Source organism: Ralstonia sp. 22111 (genome assembly GCF_052045895.1).
Classification (GTDB): domain Bacteria; phylum Pseudomonadota; class Gammaproteobacteria; order Burkholderiales; family Burkholderiaceae; genus Ralstonia; species Ralstonia wenshanensis.
This window is the reverse complement of the sequence record NZ_JBQEPR010000001.1, coordinates 273,902-294,063: the sequence shown is the minus strand read 5'-3', so window position 1 is coordinate 294,063 and position 20,162 is coordinate 273,902. Positions and strand designations below refer to the sequence as shown.

Below are 20,162 nucleotides of genomic sequence, written 5' to 3'. Positions count from 1 at the left end.
AGTTGACGCGCATCTGCGCCGGGCCGGGCGGCACCTAAAACAACAAGGGAAAGGTCCATGCAAGCCAAGGTTTCTTTGCACGCCACCGTCATCGGTGGCGTTGTCTTCTGTGCCGCAGCACTGTCCAGCGCGGCCGCTTTTGCGCAGTCCACTGACACTGCGCCGGCCCCCGCCGCTGCACCCGCCAGCCCGTTGACGGCCAACGTCACGCTGGCCAGCCAGTACCGTTATCGCGGTCTCATGCAGACCAACAACAAGCCGGCCATTCAGGGCGGTGTGGATTACGCGCTGCCCAACGGCTTCTACGTGGGCAACTGGAACTCGTCGATCAGCTGGCTGGGGGATTCCAACCCCAACGTCTCCGCCCCCATCGAGATGGATTTCTACGGCGGCTACAAGACCGAGCTGATGAAGGACGTGCCCATTGATGTGGGCGTGCTGCAGTATTACTACCCGGGCAGCTACCCCGACGGCTACACGCGCCCGCACACCACCGAGGGCTATGCGCAGATCGGCTATGGGCCGGTCTCGTTCAAGTACTCGCACGCGTTCTCCAACCTGTTCGGTTTTGCAGATAGCCACCACAGCCAGTACTTCGATCTGTCGGGCAACTTCGACACCGGTTTCTGGGGCCTGACGCTGAACCTGCACGTGGGCTACCAGCAGGTGCCGCATCAGGTGGTGCGCACGTCGTATGCCGACTGGAAGGTGGGCGTGACGAAAGACTTCGGCAGCGGTTGGACGGCATCGCTTGCGTACATCGACACCAACGCTGCACGCGCCGCGTACACCAACACGCGCGGCAACTACATGGGCAAGGCCACCGCGCTGCTGGCCGTGACCAAGACGTTCTGACCATCACGACCTGAAGGAAAGGGGAGCGCATATGGACCTCGTTTATCTCGCCGGCCTTGCGGTGCTGGCGCTGGCAGTGGGCGGCTTGCTCGCCCTCTCCGGCCGGCTTGCCACCAAAGACCAACCCACCACGCACGCGATGGAGAAACAGCAATGACGTGGCTCTATGTGCTGTCCGGGGCCATCACGGTGGCCTTGCTGGTTTATCTGTTCGTGGCCTTGCTCTGGCCCGAACGCTTCTAACAACACTGCGAGGCACACCATGAATGCGTTCCTCCTCCAGCTGGCGATCTACCTGGTCGTGCTGCTGGTTCTGGCCAAACCGCTGGGCGCGTATATGACCGGCGTGTTTGGCACGGATAACAACCGGCCATCGCGCACACACTGGCTCGGCCCCATCGAGCGGCTGTTCTACCGCGCGGCCGGCGTCAACCCGCAGGCCGAGATGGGCTGGAAGCGCTATGCGCTGGCCGTCATCGTCGTCAACGTGCTGGGCGCGCTGGCGGTGTATGCGCTGCAGCGCGCGCAGCAGTGGCTGCCGCTCAACCCGCAGGGCTTTGGTGCCATCACGCCGGATTCGTCCTTCAACACGGCCATCAGCTTTGTCAGCAATACCAACTGGCAAGGCTATTCGGGCGAAAGCACGATGAGCTATCTCACGCAGATGCTCGGCCTGGCGGTGCAGAACTTCCTGTCTGCGGCCACCGGCATTGCGGTGGTGATTGCGCTCATCCGTGGTTTTGCTCGGCACTCGGCCAACACCATCGGCAACTTCTGGGTCGACTTCACGCGTGCGACGGTCTATGTGCTGCTGCCGCTGTCGATTCTGGTGTCGGTGTTCTTCGTGAGCCAGGGCGTGATCCAGAACTTCGACGGCCACAAGGAGGTGACCACCGTCACCGCCACCACGTACGACAACCCGAAGATGGACGCGCAGGGCAACCCGCTCAAGGATGCCCAAGGCAACCCCGTCACCGAGAAAGCCACCACGCAGACGCAGACCCTGCCGATGGGCCCGGTCGCGTCGCAAGAGGCGATCAAGATGCTCGGCACCAACGGTGGCGGCTTCTTCAACGCCAACTCCGCACACCCGTACGAAAACCCCAACGCGCTGACCAACTTCGTGCAGATGCTGGCGATCTTCATCATCCCGGCGGCGCTGTGCTTTACGTTTGGCGGCATGGTGGGCGATGGCCGGCAAGGCTGGGCCGTGCTTGCGGCGATGACGGTGCTGTTTGCCGTGCTGGCCGTCTTCCTGGCATGGGCTGAGCTGCACGCCAACCCGATGCTCGCCAACCTCGGCATCGATCAGGCGGTGGGCAACATGGAAGGTAAGGAAACGCGCTTCGGCATCGTGGCCTCGTCGCTGTTTGCCACCATCACCACGGCGGCTTCGTGCGGTGCCGTCAATGCCATGCATGACTCGCTGACGGCGCTGGGCGGCTTCGTGCCGATGTTCCTGATGCAGCTGGGCGAAGTCGTGTTTGGCGGTGTGGGCTCGGGCCTGTACGGCATGCTGGTGTACGCCATCCTGGCCGTGTTCATTGCGGGCCTGATGATCGGCCGCACGCCGGAATACCTCGGCAAGAAGATCGAGGTGTTCGAGATGAAGATGACGTCAATCGCCATCCTCGTCACGCCGCTGCTGGTGCTGGTGGGCACGGCCATCGCCGTGGTGGTCACGCAGGGCAAGGCCGGCATCTTCAACCCCGGCACGCACGGCTTCTCTGAAGTGCTGTACGCCTTCTCGTCCGCCGCCAACAACAACGGCAGCGCGTTTGCGGGCCTGTCTGCCAACACGCCGTTCTACAACGTGGCGCTGGGCATTGCGATGTGGCTTGGCCGCTTCTGGATCATCGTGCCGGTGCTGGCCATGGCAGGCACGTTTGCCGCCAAGAAGCGCCTGCCCGTGACGGCCGGCACGCTGCCCACGCATGGGCCGCTGTTTGTGGTGCTGCTGATCGGCTCGGTGCTGCTGGTGGGCGCGCTCACGTACATCCCGGCCCTTGCTCTCGGTCCGATCGCAGAACACCTCGCACGCTAAGCGCACGGCGAGTCGTCTACCCCATATCAACAGGTGCCTTATGGCTATCCGTTATCCCGAATCCGAACCGGCTGTGCGTACGGTCAAGCACAAGCTTGAGCCGAGCGCCGGTACTGGTGCTGCTGCAGCCGCCGAGCCGCAGGCACGCAGCACGCATACGACGCACACCACGCTGTCCGCCAAGGATGTGCGCAAGCTGTCGATGTTCTCGTCGGCGCTGGTCAAGCCCGCCATTGTCGACAGCTTCCGCAAGCTGTCGCCGCGCGCGCAGGCCAAGAACCCGGTGATGTTTGTCGTCTACGTCGGCAGCATCCTCACCACCATCCTGTGGATCATGGCGCTGCGCGGCCAGGCCGAGGCGCCGGCGGGCTTCATCCTCGCCGTGTCGGTGTGGCTATGGTTCACGGTGCTGTTCGCCAACTTTGCCGAAGCGCTGGCCGAGGGCCGCAGCAAGCAGCAGGCCGCATCGCTGCGCGGCATCAAGACCACGGTGCAGGCCAAGGTGCTGGCAGACCCGCATCGCAGAGACCGTGTGGAAGCACGCGCCGCCACCGCGCTGCGCCGTGGCGACATCGTGCTCATCGAAGCCGGCGACATGGTGCCCGGCGACGGTGAGGTTATCGAAGGCGTGGCCTCGGTGGACGAAAGTGCCATCACCGGCGAGTCGGCTCCGGTCATCCGCGAATCGGGCGGGGATTTCTCGTCCGTGACCGGTGGCACGCGCGTACTGTCGGACTGGATCATCGTGCGCATCACCGCCAACCCCGGTGAGAGCTTCCTCGATCGGATGATCTCGATGGTGGAAGGCGCCAAGCGACAGAAAACGCCCAACGAGCTGGCGCTGACGATTCTGCTGGTGAGCCTGACCATCATCCTGATGCTGGCGACCGTCACGCTGCTGCCGTATTCGCTGTTCTCGGTGGAGGCGATGAAGGCCGGCTCGCCGATCACGATTACCGTGCTCGTTGCGCTGCTGGTGTGTCTGATCCCGACCACCATTGGCGGGCTGCTCTCCGCCATTGGCGTGGCGGGCATGAGCCGCATGATGCAGGCCAACGTGATCGCCACGTCAGGCCGCGCCGTGGAAGCGGCGGGTGACGTGGATGTGCTGCTGCTCGACAAGACCGGCACGATCACGCACGGCAACCGCCAGGCGTCGCGCTTTATCCCCGCGCCGGGCGTGACGGCCAAGCAATTGGCCGAGGCGGCGTGGCTGTCGTCGCTGGCCGATGAAACGCCGGAGGGCCGCAGCATCGTCACGCTCGCGCGCAATCTGGGCGAGGCGTCCATCGATGAAGCCGCGCTGGCGAAGACGCAACCCGTGTACGTCGCCTTCTCTGCGCAGACGCGCATGAGCGGCATCAATGTTGGGCAGAACGCGCAGGGGGACTCGGCCCGCCAGATCCGCAAGGGCGCGGCCGATGCGATCCGCACGCATGTGACGCTGCTGGCCGGCAAGTTTCCCGATGCCGTGTCGACCGCGGTCGATGATGTCGCGCGCCAAGGCGGCACGCCGCTCGTGGTGTCCGACAACGACCGCGTGCTCGGCGTGGTGGAACTGAAGGACATCGTGAAGGCCGGCATTCGCGAGCGCTTTGCCGAGCTGCGCCAGATGGGCATCAAGACGGTGATGATCACCGGCGACAACCGCCTGACCGCCGCGTCCATCGCAGCCGAAGCCGGCGTCGACGACTTCATTGCCGAGGCCACGCCCGAGACCAAGCTGGCGCTCATCCGCGAACAGCAGGCGCAGGGCCGCCTTGTTGCCATGACCGGTGACGGCACCAACGATGCCCCCGCGCTGGCACAGGCTGACGTGGCCGTCGCCATGAACAGCGGCACGCAGGCCGCCAAGGAGGCCGGCAACATGGTCGACCTGGATTCCAGCCCGACCAAGCTGATCCAGATTGTCGAGATCGGCAAGCAGATGCTGATGACGCGCGGCTCGCTCACCACGTTCTCGATTGCCAACGATGTGGCGAAGTACTTCGCCATCATCCCGGCTGCTTTTGCGACGACGTATCCGCAGCTGGCCGCGCTGAACGTGATGCATCTGGCGACGCCCGCATCGGCCGTGATGAGCGCGGTGATCTTCAACGCGCTGATCATCGTGTTCCTGATTCCGCTGGCGCTCAAGGGCGTGAAGTACCGCGCGCTAGGGGCCGCTGCGCTGCTGCGCCGCAATCTCTTGGTCTATGGCCTGGGCGGCCTGCTGCTGCCCTTCCCGGGCATCAAGCTCATCGACATGTTCCTGGCCACGATGGGCTGGGTTTAAGGAAGGAGTGCATTCATGGCAACCACAACGCAAACCGTGCAGGGCGATGTGCCGCAACAAGGTGGGCTGCTGCGTGCGGCGCTGGTGGTGTTTGTTGGGCTGTCGCTTATTACCGGGGTGCTGTATCCGGTGGTGGTGACGGGCGTCGGCAAGGCGCTGTTTCCGGCGCAGGCCGGGGGCTCGATCATTGAGCGTGGCGGCAAGGCGGTTGGCTCGTCGTTGATCGGGCAGAACTTTGACACCCCGGAATATTTCTGGGGGCGGATCTCGGCGACTGCGCCGAATCCGTATAACGCGCAGGCTTCGGGTGGTTCGAACTTTGGGCCGAGCAACCCGGCGTTGACGGAGGCGGCGAAGGCACGCATTGCGGCGCTGAAGGAAGCGGACCCTGGGAATGCTGCGCCGATTCCTGCGGACCTTGTGACGGCTTCTGCGAGTGGGCTCGATCCGCAGATTAGTCCGGCTGCTGCTGCGTACCAAGTTGAGCGTGTTGCGCGGGCGCGGCATCTTTCGGTGGAGGTGGTTCAGCGGGTTGTTGCTGAGAACACCAAGGGGCCGGTGCTTGGGGTGTTTGGCGAGGCTACTGTGAATGTGTTGGAGGTGAATTTGGCGTTGGATGGGTTGAGGTGAGGTTTGTGGACCACCGGGTTATGTGTTGGTGGTCCATCCCCCTTTCGTTCCCTGCCGGGACCGACTCACTTTTCTTTGTCTTGCCAAAGAAAAGTAAGCAAAAGAAAGGCGCGCCCGAGATGGCGACACCCCCTTGGATTTGTGTCGCGGGGAGGGAGGGGAGGCAAACTCGCTGCGCTCAGACAGGCCTCCCCTCTTTATCCTCCCCGCAACAAAAATCCAAGGCGCCATCTAGGGCAGGAATGTCAACGGCCAAAACGGTGGTTTGCGTGGCCTGTCGGAGGCTCGTTTGTTGCGGTGTGCTGCTTCGCTTCGCTCGCGGTCTCCACCGACTCTTGCTGCTTTGCCTCGTGTCTTGCCGCATAAGCACGACTGCGTTCGTGCTCCGATGGTGTGGCCTTACCTGCCCTAGATGGCGCCTTGAATTTGCGTAAGCGGGCGGAAAAAAGACGGGAAACTGTCTGAGCGAAGCGAGTTTTTCCCGTCTCCGCCCGGTTACGCAAATTCAAGGAATCTTTCGCCATCTCGGGCGCGCCTTTCTTTGCTTACTTTCTTTGGCAAGACAAAGAAAGTGAGTCAGCCCCGGCAGGGGATGAAACAAGGGATGCACCACAAAACAAAAAGCACCCAAAATACACAACATGCAAGAAGCCGCGCGCCCGAACCCAGACCAACTCTTAGCCGAACTCCAATCCGGCCAAGAACAGTCCGCCCGCGGCAAGCTCCGCATCTATTTCGGCGCCTCGGCCGGCGTAGGCAAAACCTACGCGATGCTGGCAGCGGCAAAGGCCGCCCGCGCCGCCGGCATCGACGTCATCATCGGCCTGGTCGAAACCCACGGCCGCGCCGAAACCGCCGCGCTGGTCGCCGACCTTGAGCACCTTCCCACCCGCCAAGTCGAATACAAGGGCCGCACGCTGCCCGAGTTCGATCTCGATGCCGCGCTGGCGCGCCGGCCCGCACTCATCCTCGTCGACGAGCTTGCCCACTCCAACGTGGCGGGCTCGCGCCACCCGAAGCGCTGGCAGGACATTGAGGATTTGCTCGCCGCCGGCATCGACGTCTGGACCACCGTCAACGTCCAGCATCTCGACAGCCTGAACGAGGCCGTCGGCAGCATCACGGGCATCCGCGTGTGGGAAACCGTGCCCGATGCGGTGTTCGATGCCGCCAACGAAGTCATCCTCGTCGACCTGCCCGCCGATGAACTGCTGCGCCGCCTGGCCGAGGGCAAGGTCTACATGCACGAGCAGGCGCAGCACGCGGCGCGCAATTTCTTCCGCAAGGGCAACCTCATCGCGCTGCGCGAACTCGCCCTGCGCCGCACCGCCGATCGCGTCGACGATGACGTGCAGGCCTATCGCCGCGCGCGCCGCATTGAAAACGTCTGGCGCACGCGCGAGACCGTCGTCGCCTGCCTGGACCCGCAGGGCGATGGCGAACAGGTCATCCGCAGCGCGGCGCGCCTGGCCGCGCAGCTGGAATGCGACTGGCATGCCGTGGCCGTGGTGATGCCGCATCTGCGCGCCGCCGATGCGCGCGCTGAACGTCTGCACGCGTTGCTCAAGCTGGCCGAAGACGCGGGGGCGCGTGTGGAAACGCTGGCCGGCACCAACGCCGTCGAGGCGATCACGGGCTATATCCGCCGCCACAACATCACCAAGGCGGTGATCGGGCGGCCGCCGGAGAAGCGCTGGCGATCGGCGCGCGCCATCGTCGTCGCGCTGCGGTTGGCGATCGGGCTGGAGCGCCGGTTGCCCAGCGGTGACTTTGCCGAGGCGCTGGCGCGGCATTGCCCCGAGGTCGACGTGATTCGCGCCGCGGCCGACCCGGCGCATATCCAGCTGCCGCCGCGCGCGGCGGACATTGGCCGTGCTGACGTGCGCAGCGAGGCGCAGCGTGTGGCCGATGCGCAAGCCAGTTGGCTCAAGCCGGCTTATGTGGCCGCGTGCGTGTATGTGGGCGTGGCGACGGCGCTGTCCAGCCTCGTGCGGCCGGTGTTCGACCTGGCCAACATCGTCATGCTGTTCCTGGCCGCCGTGGTGGCGGTGGCGATGCGCCACGGGCGCGGGCCGGCGGCGCTGGCATCGGTGCTGTCGGTGGCGCTGTTCGATTTCTTCTTCGTGCCGCCACGATATTCCTTTGCCGTGAGCGACGTGCAGTACCTGCTGACGTTTGCGGTGATGCTGGCCGTGGGCATGCTGGTGGGCCAGTTGACGGCGGGCTTGCGTGAACAAGCCGAGGTGGCGGTGCAGCGCGAGGCGGCCGCACATGCGCTGTACGAGGCCGCTCGGGAGTTGTCCGCCGCGCTCACGCTGGATCAGATCGTCAGCATCGGCGGGCGCTTCGTCAACGCCACCTTTGGCGGGCGCTGCGCGTTCTTCTTCGTCGGGCTCGACGGGCGGCTTGGTGCGCCGCAAGTCGCCAAGCCGGAAGGCAGCACCGATGCACCGTCCGGCATGCCGAATCTTGACCGCGTGCTGGCCGATTGGACGTATCAACACGGCCAGCCCGCCGGCACGGGCACGCATACGCTGCCGTCGGGCTCGGTGCTGTATCTGCCCTTGAAGGCGCCGATGGCCATTCGCGGTGTGCTGGCCGTGGAGCCCGAAACCTTCCACGTGCTCGCCCAGCCCGACAACCGCCGCCAGATCGACGCCTGCGCCACGCTCATCGCCATTGCCATCGAGCGCGTGCATTACGTGGAAGTGGCCCGCGACGCCCTGGTGCGCATGGAATCGGAGCGGCTGCGCAATTCGCTGCTGGCCGCCGTGTCACACGATTTGCGCACGCCGCTCACCGGGCTGGTGGGGATGGCGGAGACGCTGCTGCGCGCGCAGCCGCCCCTGCCCGCGCTGCAGGCCGAGGCTGCGGCCGCCATCGGCCAGCAGGCGCAGCGCATGCGCACCATGGTCACCAACCTGCTCGACATGGCGCGCCTGCAGAACCAGGACGTCAAGCTGCGGCTGGAATGGCAGTCGATCGAAGAGCTGGTTGGGGCGGCGTTGCAGGCAAATCCGCTGCCCGATCATCGTGTGGTTGTGGATAACCTCGCGGCCCTGCCGCTCATTCGCTGCGATGGGCCGTTGATGGAGCGCGTGCTGTCGAATCTGCTGGAGAACGCGGGCAAATTTGCGCCGGCCGGCAGCGAGGTGCGCATCTCTGGCGAGATCGCCCACGACGAAGCGCGCGGCAACGAACTGCGCCTGCGTGTGCGCGACCACGGGCCCGGCGTGCCCGCCGGCTCGGTGCGCACCATCTTCGAGAAGTTCACGCGCGGCGAGAAGGAATCGGCCACCACCGGCGTCGGCCTGGGCCTCGCGGTGTGCGAGGCCATCGTCAGCGCGCATCACGGCAGCATCTGGGTGGAGGCACCGGCCGATGGCGGCGCGTGCTTCGTCATAGCCCTGCCCGCCGCCGAGCCGCCGCCTGTGGAAGACGCCGAGCCCCTCGTGTAGCCTGCACCGTTGTTGGGCATATGGACATGCCGAAAATGTCGTTCGGTTACGTTCGCCGCTATGACAGGATTTCGTCACACGCCCGCTACCCGCGGGCGGATTTCATTCACGACAAGATCCACGAGGTTTCTCCATGTCTTTGTTCTCCCGCCTTGCGCGCGTGGCCGTACCGGCCATCGCCTTTGCCGTCGCCACCGCCGCCAACGCCGACACCAAGCAGATCAAGCTCGGCACCATGAGCGGCCCCGATGCGCAAATCTGGGAAGTCGTGCAGAAGGTCGCCAAAAAGGATGGCCTGGACGTCAAGATCATCGAGTTCAACGATTACGCCCAGCCCAACCCCGCACTGGATTCGGGCGACCTGGATGCCAACGGCTTCCAGCATCAGCCCTTCCTCGATGGCCAGATCAAGGCGCGCGGCTACAAGATCGTCAACGTGGGCCTGACCTACGTGGCGCCGATGGGCTTTTACTCGAAGAAGATCAAGTCGCTCGCGCAGCTCAAGGAAGGCGCCAAGGTCGGCATCCAGAACGATCCGTCCAACGGCAACCGCGCGCTGCTTCTGCTGCAGAAGGCGGGCGTGATCAAGCTCAAGGCGGGCGCCGGCACGAACGGCAACAATGCGACACCGCGTGACGTGGTCGAGAACCCGAAGAAGATCAAGCTGATCGAGCTGGATTCGGCGCAGCTGCCGCGCTCGCTGGATGACCTGGACGCCGCTTCGATCAACACCGACTACGCGGTCAAGAACGGCCTGACGCCGGCCAAGGACGCCATCGCACTGGAAGATCGCCAGGGGCCCTATGCCAACCTGATCGCCGTGCGCGAAAAAGACAAGAACCAGCCGTGGGTGAAGACGCTGGTACACGCCTACCAATCGGAAGACGTGCGCAAGTTCATCGACACGCAGTTCAAGGGCGCGATCCTGCCGGCGTTTTAAGCAGCAGGCGCTAAGTCAGCGGTTACTTTCGCGGATTGTCCCGCGAGTGAGGCGCGGCAGGTTTGGAGCTGGAAGAGGTTTTCAGCGCGCCGCGTTGTTTTGCTGCGCTGCGTCATCGTGTGACAGATGCAATCGTTTTCGTCACGCGTGGCGTTGCGGCAACGCTTGTAGCTTCTCGTTACATTAAGTAGTTCTACGTTATTGCAACGCAACAAACGATTCGCTATAGTAGGAACTGTCTCCTCCACCCTCCTTGGTGGATTGTGGCCCGAGCACCTGGTGCTCGGGCTTTTTTCTTTGGCGCGCGGCTTTTGTTGTTCTTCTGGCCGCCTTGCATCTCAGCCGGTTCCGGCTACCCTGAATTCTCAATTTTTCTGCGTGTTTTGCTCAGCGACGTTGCCCGATAGCAACGAGCGAGGATTTTTCAAGCGTGCGCTTCGAGTCGCCCCTCGAACACCTACACGTCTCTCGGAAGGAAAACGGCAAAGCGTTGCTTGAATCACGTCAACGCGGCGAATGTGCGCGTAACCGCCTGCTTTGTGCGGCTAACATCGCGAAATATCGTCAGCTTTTGTCCTACAAGCCTTTCGGCCAACCCCGGACAGTCTGACTTCACCCCCTCCACTAAACTTCACCTTGCTCTCTCTTTAGAGAGCACTCCCCCCCTTTTGAGCCCGCCCCTGTTGCGGGCTTCATTTTTTTCGGGCACGATTTCCTCCATCCCGACGCCGTCGACACCGGCGCCGGAAGCTCAAAAGGTTGGGGGAATCGCTCAAGGCCCGCGCAGTTGAAAAGCTGCGCGGGCTTTGTTTTTTCTGTCGCCGCGCATCGACTTCGCCTGACAAGGCGCGTGGCCGGTGCTTCAATGGCGGCTGACGGCGGCGTCACACAGCGCAAGCGAGATGCGCCTTGCCTCCGATCCCTACAACAACAAGGACTGGCCGATGGAAGGTTTCGCGCAACTCGCCGTGCTGGTGGTGGACGACCACCCCGTGCAACGGGCCGCGGCCCGGCAACTGCTCCATACGCTGGGTGTGCAGCAGATCCTGACCGCCTGCGACGGCCGCGAGGCGCTCTACCTCCTCCAGCTTTGCCACGTCGATCTCGTGCTGTGCGACATCGACATGCCCGGCATGAACGGCCCCGAACTGATGGAGCAGATGCACCTGCGCGGCGGCCACGTCTTTCCGCGACAGGCGCCTGTGTGGGCGTGGGTCAGCGCGATGGACGCGCCGATTGTCGAGTCGCACATCAGCCTGGCCGATGCGATCGGGTTGACGCGCACGCGCGGCGTGCACAAGCCGCTACGCCCGGCACACGTGCTGCCGCTGCTGGAAGAAGCCGCCGCGCGGGAGCGGGACGGAGCACCGGCCGCAGCCGCTGTCTTGCCGCAATTTTCCGACGACGAGCTGGCCGCGCTCATCCAAGAAACGCCTGAACAGATCGAGGTCGTATTCCAACCCCAGCACGATCTGGCCACCAACCAGATAGCCGGCGCCGAGGCGCTCTGCCGCTGGATGCATCCGCTGCATGGGCGTGTGTCGCCTGCGGCGTTCGTGCCGCGCCTGGAGGCGCTCGGGCTGGCTGATGGCCTGTTCTTCCATGTGCTGGAGCATTGCGTGCGCGTGCAGCACGCGCTAGCCGCGCATGCATATCCCGTTTCGATCGGCGTGAATGCGTCTGCGCAGACGCTCAGCCGCGCCGGCACCATCGAGCGCATCGAAGCCATCGTGCGCGAGGCCCGCATTGCGCCGGCCGCCATCGCCATCGAGCTGACGGAGGATTCGCCCGTGCACGATGCCACGCAACTCACCATCGCACTCAACCGCCTGCGCCTGCTGGGCCATCCGCTGGCCATCGACGATTTTGGTGTGGGCATTGCCACGCTCAAGCTGCTCGCCGACCTGCCCTTCAGCATCCTGAAGATCGATCGCTCGTTTACCGCCGCGGTGGACCAGACCAGCCAGCGCGGCGTGATCTGCCGCACGATGATCGAACTGGCGCGCACGCTGCATCTAGAGTGCATTGCCGAAGGCGTGGAAACTGAAGCACAGCGCCAGACGTTGCGCGCGCTGGGCTGTGCGACGGGCCAAGGCTATCTGTGGGCGGCCCCGCTGTCTGTCACCGCGTTTCTTGCTCACGTGCAGGCGGCGGCATAAGTACAAACGCTGCAGGGCCATTCAGTTTCTCTCAACCCAGATAAAAGCAGCTTCTGCCCCGAAAGGTTACGCGGCGCCAAAGTAAGAAAAGTCTGATCCCGCAGGGCATATCCGGTGAGTAAGGTACCGGCTCCTTTCAGCGGTGCTCCTGACCTCCATGACGGCTCCGATCTCTTCCACCCTGTTGCTCGTCACGCCGGCCAAGTCTTCCCCGGCGACGCGCCCGGCCTGACGGCGTGCGCATGTGCCCTGTCCTCTCGGTCGTGCTGGCGGACGATCATCCGGTGATCCTCATGGGGCTGGCCGCGGCCATTGGGCAGTTTCCACAGCAGCAGGTCGTCGCACAGGCGCACGACGGGCGCGAGCTGATGCAGGTGCTCACGTCCGTCGACTGCAACGTCATCGTGACGGACTACAACCTGGGTGGCGAACCGGCCTTCGATGGCATGCAATTGCTGGCGCGCCTGCGCAAGCAGCATCCCAGGTGCGGCATCGTCGTCTGCACGATGGTCCACAACCCGGCGCTGCTGCGCGCCATGCGGCAGATTGGCGTGGCTGGCATTGTCAGCAAGAGCGATGATTTTGTTCATGTCGGGCACGCCGTCATGGCGGCCGCGCGAGGCGTGCGGTATGACAGCCCCCGCATCCTGGAAGACACGGGCCTCGGGTCCAACGAACGCGATGCGTTCGAGCGGCTGAGCGCGCGAGAGCGCGAAGTGCTTCGCCTGTATGCGGGCGGCGCGGCCGTGTCCGACATAGCGCTCATGCTCGGTTCGAGCGTGAAGACCGTCAGCACGCAAAAGGCTGTGGCGCTGCGCAAGCTTGGCCTGGCGCGCGAGATCGATCTTTTCCAGTACGCCCGCGCCAGCGGGCTGACAGCGCTCCGCTGAGCGTCCAGCGTCAGCTTGCCTGGCGGTGCATCGGCACGGCTTGAGCCGGCGCGATGGCGGTGCTGGATGCTTGCGCGGGCGGCCCTTCCACGCCCATCAGCCAACTGAACAACGGCGTTGCCAGCAGCGCGCCGACCAGTTGCGCCAGCATGTAGCCCGGGACATCGCCGGGGCGGATGCCGGAGGGGCCGTCGGTCAGTGCGCAGGCAAAGGCCAATGCCGGGTTGGCCAACGATGACGACGACGTGAACCAGTACCCCGCCGCAATATAGGCGGCCACCACCAGCGGCAATTGCTTCGGCGCGTGACGGCCGCAAGCGATGCCCACGCCGATCAGTCCGAACGTTGCCAGCGCTTCGCTCCACCACAGTGCAGGCCCCGTGGCGGCATGCGTGCCCGGCGCCCACGCCGGCATGCCGAACATGGCGTGCGCAGCGGCCACACCCAGCGCGGCGCCCAAGGCCTGTGCAGCCAGATAGGCCAGCGCCTCATGCCCACGCAAGCCGCCCCGCAGCAACGTCGACAGCGTGACCGCCGGGTTCAGGTGCGCCCCAGACACCGGCGCGAACACCGTCAGCAGTGCCAGCAGACCAGCGCCACCCGCCAGTGATTGCGCCAGCAGTGTCCACGTGGCATCGCCGCCGGAGAGCCGGCTTGCGTGGATGCCCGTGCCGATCACCACCGCAATCAACAAGGCCGTACCGAGCCCCTCCGCGACGATGCGGCGCGCCAGGGATGGTGAAGCGGACGCGGCCGAAGCCGCGGTACGAAGGTGGGACACAGTGGTCATGCGGGAAGGAGGCGAACGATGCCAAGCGCATCGCGCGGGAGTTTGGAACCTCCGCCGGGGCCGATCAATGCACAGGGGCGCGCTTGTGTCGCGCGCCCGAGTATCGAATGTCGCGGGTGGTTTGATAGCGTGGTTCAGGCAGGGCTTGCAGAGCCAGCGGCGGCCAGTTGCCGCTGCTGTGCGGCCAGTCGCGCAAAGCCGACGGCCGCTGCGCCAAGCGCTGCCAGCATGGCGATGCATCCCGCCATCGTGCCGTGCGCCATGCCGTTGGCGCCGCCGGCAGCGGCAAAGTTGAAATACAGCCCGCCGATGCAGGCGACGCCCAGTGCGCCCGCCAATTGCTGTGCGGTGATCAGCAGCCCTGCTGCCGCGCCTGCCTGCGTACGCACGACACCAGTCAGCACCAGGCCGATCAACGGCACGACGACCAGGCCTTGCCCGGCCCCGTACAGCGCCACCGCAATGCCGATGCGCGCCATGCTCGGCGTGGCGGGGTGCGCCCACTCCGTGCCGAAACCCGACAGCAGTGCCAGCAAGCCCAGCGCCATCAGGCCGAGGCCTGCCAGCAGGGCGCGGACACCGTAGCGCCGCACCAAGGCATTGGCTACCCGCGACGTGATCAGAAACGTGATGGCCAGCGGCAGGATGGCAACCCCCATGCGCACCGCAGACAGCTGCCGACCGTTTTGCAGATACAGCGTCAGCACCAGGAAGAACGCCATCATCCCGATGTAGTGCAGCGCCGACGCCGTCAGGCCCGTCATGAAGGCGCGATGCCGCAGCAAGGTGGGCGGCAGCAGCGGCGTACCGCCGGCACGATCGACACGGGCTTCAAGTTGCTGGAACGTCGCCATGCCCAGCACGCCTACGACAAGCAATGCCAGGGTCCACACCGGCCAGTGCAGTTCGCGGCCGAACAGCAGCGGCACCAGCACGGCAGCCACGCTCACGGCCATCCACGCCACGCCGGCTGTATCGAGATGCACCTTCGCTGCGTTGGCGCTCGGGTGCGGAATCCAGCGCCAGCCCAGCAGCGCGGCAGTCAACCCAACCGGCACGTTGATCAGGAAGGCCGAGCGCCATCCCAGCCCGGCGATGTCGGCGCTGGTGAGTGCGCCGCCCACCAGCAGCCCGGCCGCGCCGCCGGTGCCCATCACCAGGCCGAAGATCGACAGCGCGCGGTCACGCTCGGCGCCGGCAAAGAGCGCCTGCACGCTCGCCAGCACTTGCGGCACCATCATCGCGGCCGACAGGCCTTGCGCAAAGCGCCATGCAATCAGCGCCGCCGCACTGCCCGCCAGCCCGCAGCCGGCCGAGGTGGCGGTAAAGGCCATGAGGCCAAACAGGAACACGCGCCTGCGCCCGAACAGATCGCCCAGGCGGCCGCCGGTGATGAGCAGAATCGCGTAGCCAAGCTGGTACACCGCCAGCACCGCCTCCAGTTGCGCGGGTGTGGCGTGCAGGCTCGTGCGGATGCTCGGGATCGCCACATTGGCAATGAACGCATCGACGATGAACATGAATTGCGCCGTCACCATCACACCAAAGGCGAGCCAGCGGCGGGGTTCGGATACTGAGGGGGCAGAAGAAACTTGGGTCACGATCGGCTCCGGAAAGAGGGATGAACGCAGCGTAGGTGCGCGAGCCGATTCGATGCAGAGCTAGGATTAACCTAGGATTGGGTTGTCCCTCCCACCTTCACGCGCTGTCGTGTGTAATGCCCCCATGGACGATTTCACCGCCGACCTTGCCCCCTTCCCTGCCGCGCCGCGCAACGAGCTGGGCGAATTCCTGCGCAGCCGCCGCAGCCACCTGCGTCCGCAGGACGTGGGGCTGCCCGAAGGCAGCGGGCGCCGCCGCACCGCTGGCCTGCGCAGGGAAGAAGTCGCGCAGTTGGCCAACATCAGCATCGATTGGTATGTGCGCATCGAGCAGGGGCGCGACGTGCGGCCCTCGGTGGCGACCATCGAGGCGATCGGGCGCGCACTGAAGCTGTCTTCGGATGAGCGCGCGCACATGCGTGGCCTGGCGCGCGCGGAATCGGTCTTTACTGCGGCGGCGACCGGGCGTTCGGCCGCCGAAGCGGTGCCCGATGTCTTGCGCCGCGCCGTTGCCGGCATGGTTTTGCCCGCTCACGTGCGCAGCTACCGCACCGAACTCCTGTGCTGGAACGAGGCGACCTCGCAGCTCTTCATGGATTTCGGCACGATGCCGCCCGAAGACCGCAACTCGCTGGTCTACATGTTTTTGTACGCCAATGCGCGCGAGCGTTTTGTCGAGTGGGAAAACGAGGCGCGGCGCATGCTGGCGAAGTTTCGCGCGGTGTACGATCCGCACGCAGACGACCCGGTGCTCGTGGCGCTGGTCGACCGGCTGCGCACCAGCAGCCGCGAGTTCGATACCTGGTGGCGCCAGCACGAGGTGCGCGCCCAGCGCGCGGAGCACAAGCTGATCCGCACGCCCGGCGGCAAGGTCGTCCGCTACGACTACATTGGCCTGCCGGTGATGGAAGACCCGCGCCTGCGCATGGTGCTGTACGTGCCGGTCGAGGACGGCGCCTGAACGTTCAGGCCGTCAGCGCCGCCAGGATGGTCTGCGTGTCGCGTACGCGGCCCAGTCGCGGGAACACGTTCTCCACCGACGATCGATGCATCGCCGCATCGTTCGAGCTCATCGCATCTTCGGCCAGCACCAGCGCGTAGCCGTGTTCCCACGCGGCACGCGCGGTCGATTCCACGCCCACGTGCGTCGAGATACCGCCCAGGACGATGGTGGTGATGCCGCGACGGCGCAGTTGCAGATCGAGCTCGGTGCCGTAGAACGCGCCCCACTGGCGCTTGGTGATCTGGATGTCGGTGGCCGCCACTTCCAGCTCGGCCGGTTGTTCCCACCATTGCGGCGGCAGGCCGCCCGGCTGTGTGGGCGCGGGGCGGTCGACGGGCTGGCGCGGCGCATCGGCGTAGTCGGCCGCCCAGCCCACACGCACCAGCACCACGGGCGCACCCAGCTCGCGAAAGCGCTTGGCGAGCTTGGCGGATGCGCCCAATACCTGCTCGGCCGTGTACGGCCCCTGCGCAAACGGCAGGATGCCGCGTTGCAGGTCGATCAGCACCAGCGCGGTGGTTTTCGCAGACAAGTCGGACAGGGTTTGCAGCGGTTCAGACATCAGGTGCTCCAGGTCAATCGGATTTACGGACGGCGGATCACACACGTTGCGGTGGCATGCGCCAGCAATGTGCCGTCCTGCGTTTTGAGCGTGCCTTCCGACACGCCGATCGTGCGCGAGACATGCAGCACGCGTCCAACGGCCACCAGCGGCGTATCCACCGGCACGGCCTTCACCATCTTCACGTTCAAGTCGACCGTGCCGTAGCCGACGCCGGCTTCGAGCATCGAATGCACGGCGCAGCCCGTCACGGAATCCAGCACCGTCGCCGCAAAGCCGCCGTGCACACCACCCAGCGGATTGAGGTGGCGCTTGTCGGCCTGGGCGGTGAAGTGCACGGTGCCCGCTTCAATGGAATCCATCGTCATCGGGATGGTTTCGCTGATGGACGCGCGCGGCAGATCACCGTGCGACATGGCCTGCAGCAATTGCAGGCCGGTCATTTGGGACGGATGCATGGGAAAGGACCGGTGGAGTTGAGATGGGGGCGACTCGACACTCTACCGCGAGGCCAATTGCCAGGGCTGCAATGCGTTGCATTGTCTGGCGCAACAACCCTCGCCTCTGCACATGTCCCAATGCGGGTAGACCCTAGCGTTGCGCCTACGCCGACGCGAAAGGCTCCAGAAAGGTGCCCCCTTCTACGCTCGCCCAGCGATTGCATCGGCGGCCTGACCAACCGCTGTTGCGCGTTTCCCAAAGCCGGCATCACGACCGGACACCATCACCCACAAAGGAAGGAGACTTCAATGTCCCGCACCAAGTTTGCCCTTGCGGCAACAGCAGCCGCTGCGGCCACGCTGGCCACCAGCGCCGCCCATGCCCAGTCGAACGTGACGCTCTACGGCCTGATCGACACCACCATCAGCACCGTCAACAACACCAACGCTGCTGGCGCGCGCACCACCGGCTTCCAGATCCCCTGGTTCTCGGGCAGCCGCTGGGGCCTGACCGGCAAGGAAGACCTGGGCGGCGGCACGTCGGCCATCTTCAAGCTGGAATCGGAATATGAAACGCCGACGGGCAATATGGACACCCCGGGGGTGCTGTTCAATCGTGACGCTTGGGTGGGCCTGTCGAGCGAATCGCTGGGCAAGCTGACCTTCGGCCGCCAGAACGCGATTGCCCGTGACGTGTCGGGTATCTACGGCGACCCGTACACCAGTGCGAAAGTCGGTCTGGACGAAGGCGGCTACACCAATACCAATAACTTCAAGCAACTGATCTTCTACGCAGGCAGCGCCACCGGCACGCGCATGAACAACGGTGTGGTGTGGAAGAAGATGTGGGGCGGCCGCTTCCTGACGGCCCTGGGTTATCAGTTTGGCGAAGTGCCGGGCCAGTTCACGCAGGGCACCACCGAATCGCTCGCACTGGGCTACAACGGCGACAACTTCCATCTGGCGGGCTTCGCGCAACAGGCCAAGGTGGGCGGCTTCATGGACCGCTCGTACTCGGTGGGCGGCAACGTGATCATCGGCATGTTCCGTGTCAACGCCGGCTACTTCCACTACACCGGCGAGCAGCCGGCCGCGCTGGGCAATCGCAAGGACGACGCCTACACGCTGTCGCTGAAGATCGCTCCGCAAGGCGCGTTCGACTATGAGATCGGCTACCAGATCATGAAGGCCGACAACGCTGCCTTCAGCGCCGACGGCAACACGCTCAACGCGTACGCCAGCGTGGTGGGTGCCACCGCAGCGGGCAGCGGCCGCAAGAACACGCTGTACGGCTCGGTGTTCTACCACGTGTCCAAGCGCACGGAGTTCTACGTGGCAGCCGACTACATGAAGCTGAAGGATCAGTACATCGTAGGCGGCACCAACGGCCACAACAGCCAGACGGAGTTTGGCGTCGGTATGCGCACGCGCTTCTGAAGCTGCGTGTCGTGAGCTAGCGGCGCTCGCGCACCTGATCGACAAACCTGTTGGTATAGGTGCGCGAGAGATCGATGTGCTTGTCGCGCGCGTTGGCATTGCTGGCGGCGAGGACGCGCAGGACGGTGGGTGGGCCGTCGTCCGGCATGCGTCCGTCGGTGCTGAACGTGGGCAACGCGGCGGCAAGCGCTTTTGTGTACAGCTCTGGATGATCGCGCCTGAATTCAGGCGGCATGCGGGCGGCAATATCTTCAGCACCGTGCGTGCGCATGTAGCGCAGGGTGTGCACGAATGCGCGGGCCAGTCTGGCGGCGACGTCCGGATGCGCTTCCAGCCATTCGGTCTGCAGGTACAGACACGCGGCCGGATACGAACCGCCCAGCGCGGCACGCGTGTTCTCCAGCGTGCGCAGGTCGAGCAGCACGCGGGCTTCGCCGCTGTGCACAAGGCGCGAGACCGTCGGGTCGGTGGTCATGCCGGCATCGATGCGGCCGCCGCGCAGCGCGGTGACGAAGCTGCGCTCAGCGCCGACGGGCAGCATGGTGTAGTCGCCGGCCGACAGCCCCTGCTGCGTCATCAGGTAACGCGTGAGAAAGCTGGTGGATGCGCCCAGCCCCGTCACGCCCAGCGTGCGGCCGCGCAGGTCACGCATCGACTGTACCGTCGCCGGCAACCGTGTCGACACGACTTCCACCTCGCCCGGCACCTGACTGAATACGACAATGGCGCGCACTTCCTTGCCCTTGGCCTGCAGGTCGATGGTGTGGTCATAAAACCCGACCACGCCTTGCGCAAAGCCGGTGAGCAGTTCACTCTCCGCATCGACGCCGGCGGGCTGCGAGACCAGTTCCACATCGAGCCCTTCGTCACGGAAATAGCCCAGGCGCTGCGCCAGCGTAGCGGGCAGGTAGATCATCTTGGCGGTGCCGCTGACCATGAGCGTCAGGCGCGCCGGGTCTTGCGCGAGGGCATGCGAAGTTGCCACTGCCAGAAGGGCAGCGAGCCACGGCGTGATCCAGCCCCGGACGCCGCGTGCGCGAGCGCTCCTGCAGGTAAAAACACCCATTGAGTTGTCTCC

At 65.1% G+C, this 20,162-nt stretch carries 17 protein-coding genes; 12 read left to right on the top strand and 5 right to left on the bottom strand.

What is annotated here, in order from left to right; genetic code table 11:
* The first annotated feature begins 57 nt into the window (after nt 1-57).
* The 10 genes from ACTJK4_RS01370 (at nt 58) to ACTJK4_RS01325 (ending at nt 13,251) form a co-directional block, all read left to right on the top strand.
* Nucleotides 58-855, top strand: coding sequence for a TorF family putative porin (locus tag ACTJK4_RS01370; RefSeq protein WP_260803636.1), 798 nt, complete (start codon nt 58-60; stop codon nt 853-855).
* A 31-nt stretch (nt 856-886) separates the two neighbouring features.
* A complete protein-coding gene (locus ACTJK4_RS01365; RefSeq protein WP_004628489.1) occupies nt 887-1,012 on the top strand; it encodes a hypothetical protein in 126 nt (41 codons plus the stop codon).
* Nucleotides 1,009-1,098: a K(+)-transporting ATPase subunit F gene (gene kdpF / locus ACTJK4_RS01360; protein ID WP_037026363.1), complete on the top strand. Its 90-nt coding sequence runs from the start codon at nt 1,009-1,011 to the stop codon at nt 1,096-1,098. Before ACTJK4_RS01365 ends, kdpF begins: the two co-directional genes overlap by 4 nt.
* Before the next feature lie 19 nt (nt 1,099-1,117).
* Entirely contained in the window at nt 1,118-2,899 is a 1,782-nt protein-coding gene (kdpA, locus tag ACTJK4_RS01355) for a potassium-transporting ATPase subunit KdpA (RefSeq protein WP_440815505.1), read from the top strand.
* Nucleotides 2,900-2,939: 40 nt separating this feature from the next.
* Nucleotides 2,940-5,174, top strand: coding sequence for a potassium-transporting ATPase subunit KdpB (gene kdpB / locus ACTJK4_RS01350; protein WP_440815502.1), 2,235 nt, complete (start codon nt 2,940-2,942; stop codon nt 5,172-5,174).
* A gap of 15 nt (nt 5,175-5,189) precedes the next feature.
* The gene (kdpC, locus tag ACTJK4_RS01345; RefSeq protein WP_440815500.1) at nt 5,190-5,804 is read left to right on the top strand and encodes a potassium-transporting ATPase subunit KdpC; all 615 of its coding nucleotides are present in this window, start codon (nt 5,190-5,192) and stop codon (nt 5,802-5,804) included.
* A 641-nt stretch (nt 5,805-6,445) separates the two neighbouring features.
* Nucleotides 6,446-9,262 carry a DUF4118 domain-containing protein gene (locus ACTJK4_RS01340; protein WP_440815497.1) on the top strand — a complete coding sequence of 939 codons (2,817 nt, stop codon included), beginning with the start codon at nt 6,446-6,448 and terminating at the stop codon, nt 9,260-9,262.
* Between the two features lie 133 nt (nt 9,263-9,395).
* Entirely contained in the window at nt 9,396-10,202 is an 807-nt protein-coding gene (locus tag ACTJK4_RS01335; protein ID WP_232041467.1) for a MetQ/NlpA family ABC transporter substrate-binding protein, read from the top strand.
* A 944-nt stretch (nt 10,203-11,146) separates the two neighbouring features.
* Complete coding sequence (locus tag ACTJK4_RS01330) at nt 11,147-12,361, top strand: EAL domain-containing response regulator (protein ID WP_232043072.1); 1,215 nt, start codon at nt 11,147-11,149, stop codon at nt 12,359-12,361.
* A 242-nt stretch (nt 12,362-12,603) separates the two neighbouring features.
* A complete protein-coding gene (locus ACTJK4_RS01325; RefSeq protein WP_440815494.1) occupies nt 12,604-13,251 on the top strand; it encodes a response regulator in 648 nt (215 codons plus the stop codon).
* Between the two features lie 10 nt (nt 13,252-13,261).
* Here ACTJK4_RS01325 and ACTJK4_RS01320 read toward each other — a convergent pair whose 3' ends face one another.
* Entirely contained in the window at nt 13,262-14,041 is a 780-nt protein-coding gene (locus ACTJK4_RS01320) for an aquaporin (protein ID WP_440815492.1), read from the bottom strand.
* A 134-nt stretch (nt 14,042-14,175) separates the two neighbouring features.
* The gene (locus ACTJK4_RS01315; protein WP_440815489.1) at nt 14,176-15,642 is read right to left on the bottom strand and encodes an MFS transporter; all 1,467 of its coding nucleotides are present in this window, start codon (nt 15,640-15,642) and stop codon (nt 14,176-14,178) included.
* A gap of 124 nt (nt 15,643-15,766) precedes the next feature.
* Between ACTJK4_RS01315 and ACTJK4_RS01310 the strand changes: the two genes are divergently transcribed.
* Entirely contained in the window at nt 15,767-16,603 is an 837-nt protein-coding gene (locus tag ACTJK4_RS01310; RefSeq protein ID WP_316870453.1) for a helix-turn-helix transcriptional regulator, read from the top strand.
* Nucleotides 16,604-16,607: 4 nt separating this feature from the next.
* Here ACTJK4_RS01310 and ACTJK4_RS01305 read toward each other — a convergent pair whose 3' ends face one another.
* On the bottom strand, nt 16,608-17,207 hold the full coding sequence (locus tag ACTJK4_RS01305; RefSeq protein WP_260803644.1) for a hydrolase: 600 nt from the start codon (nt 17,205-17,207) through the stop codon (nt 16,608-16,610).
* A gap of 23 nt (nt 17,208-17,230) precedes the next feature.
* On the bottom strand, nt 17,231-17,665 hold the full coding sequence (locus ACTJK4_RS01300; RefSeq protein ID WP_232041473.1) for a PaaI family thioesterase: 435 nt from the start codon (nt 17,663-17,665) through the stop codon (nt 17,231-17,233).
* A 291-nt stretch (nt 17,666-17,956) separates the two neighbouring features.
* On the opposite strand from ACTJK4_RS01300, the gene ACTJK4_RS01295 reads away from it, so the two are divergent.
* Nucleotides 17,957-19,084: a porin gene (locus tag ACTJK4_RS01295; protein WP_414561318.1), complete on the top strand. Its 1,128-nt coding sequence runs from the start codon at nt 17,957-17,959 to the stop codon at nt 19,082-19,084.
* Between the two features lie 16 nt (nt 19,085-19,100).
* Here ACTJK4_RS01295 and ACTJK4_RS01290 read toward each other — a convergent pair whose 3' ends face one another.
* The gene (locus ACTJK4_RS01290) at nt 19,101-20,150 is read right to left on the bottom strand and encodes an ABC transporter substrate-binding protein (RefSeq protein ID WP_440815485.1); all 1,050 of its coding nucleotides are present in this window, start codon (nt 20,148-20,150) and stop codon (nt 19,101-19,103) included.
* Nucleotides 20,151-20,162: the final 12 nt, after the last annotated feature.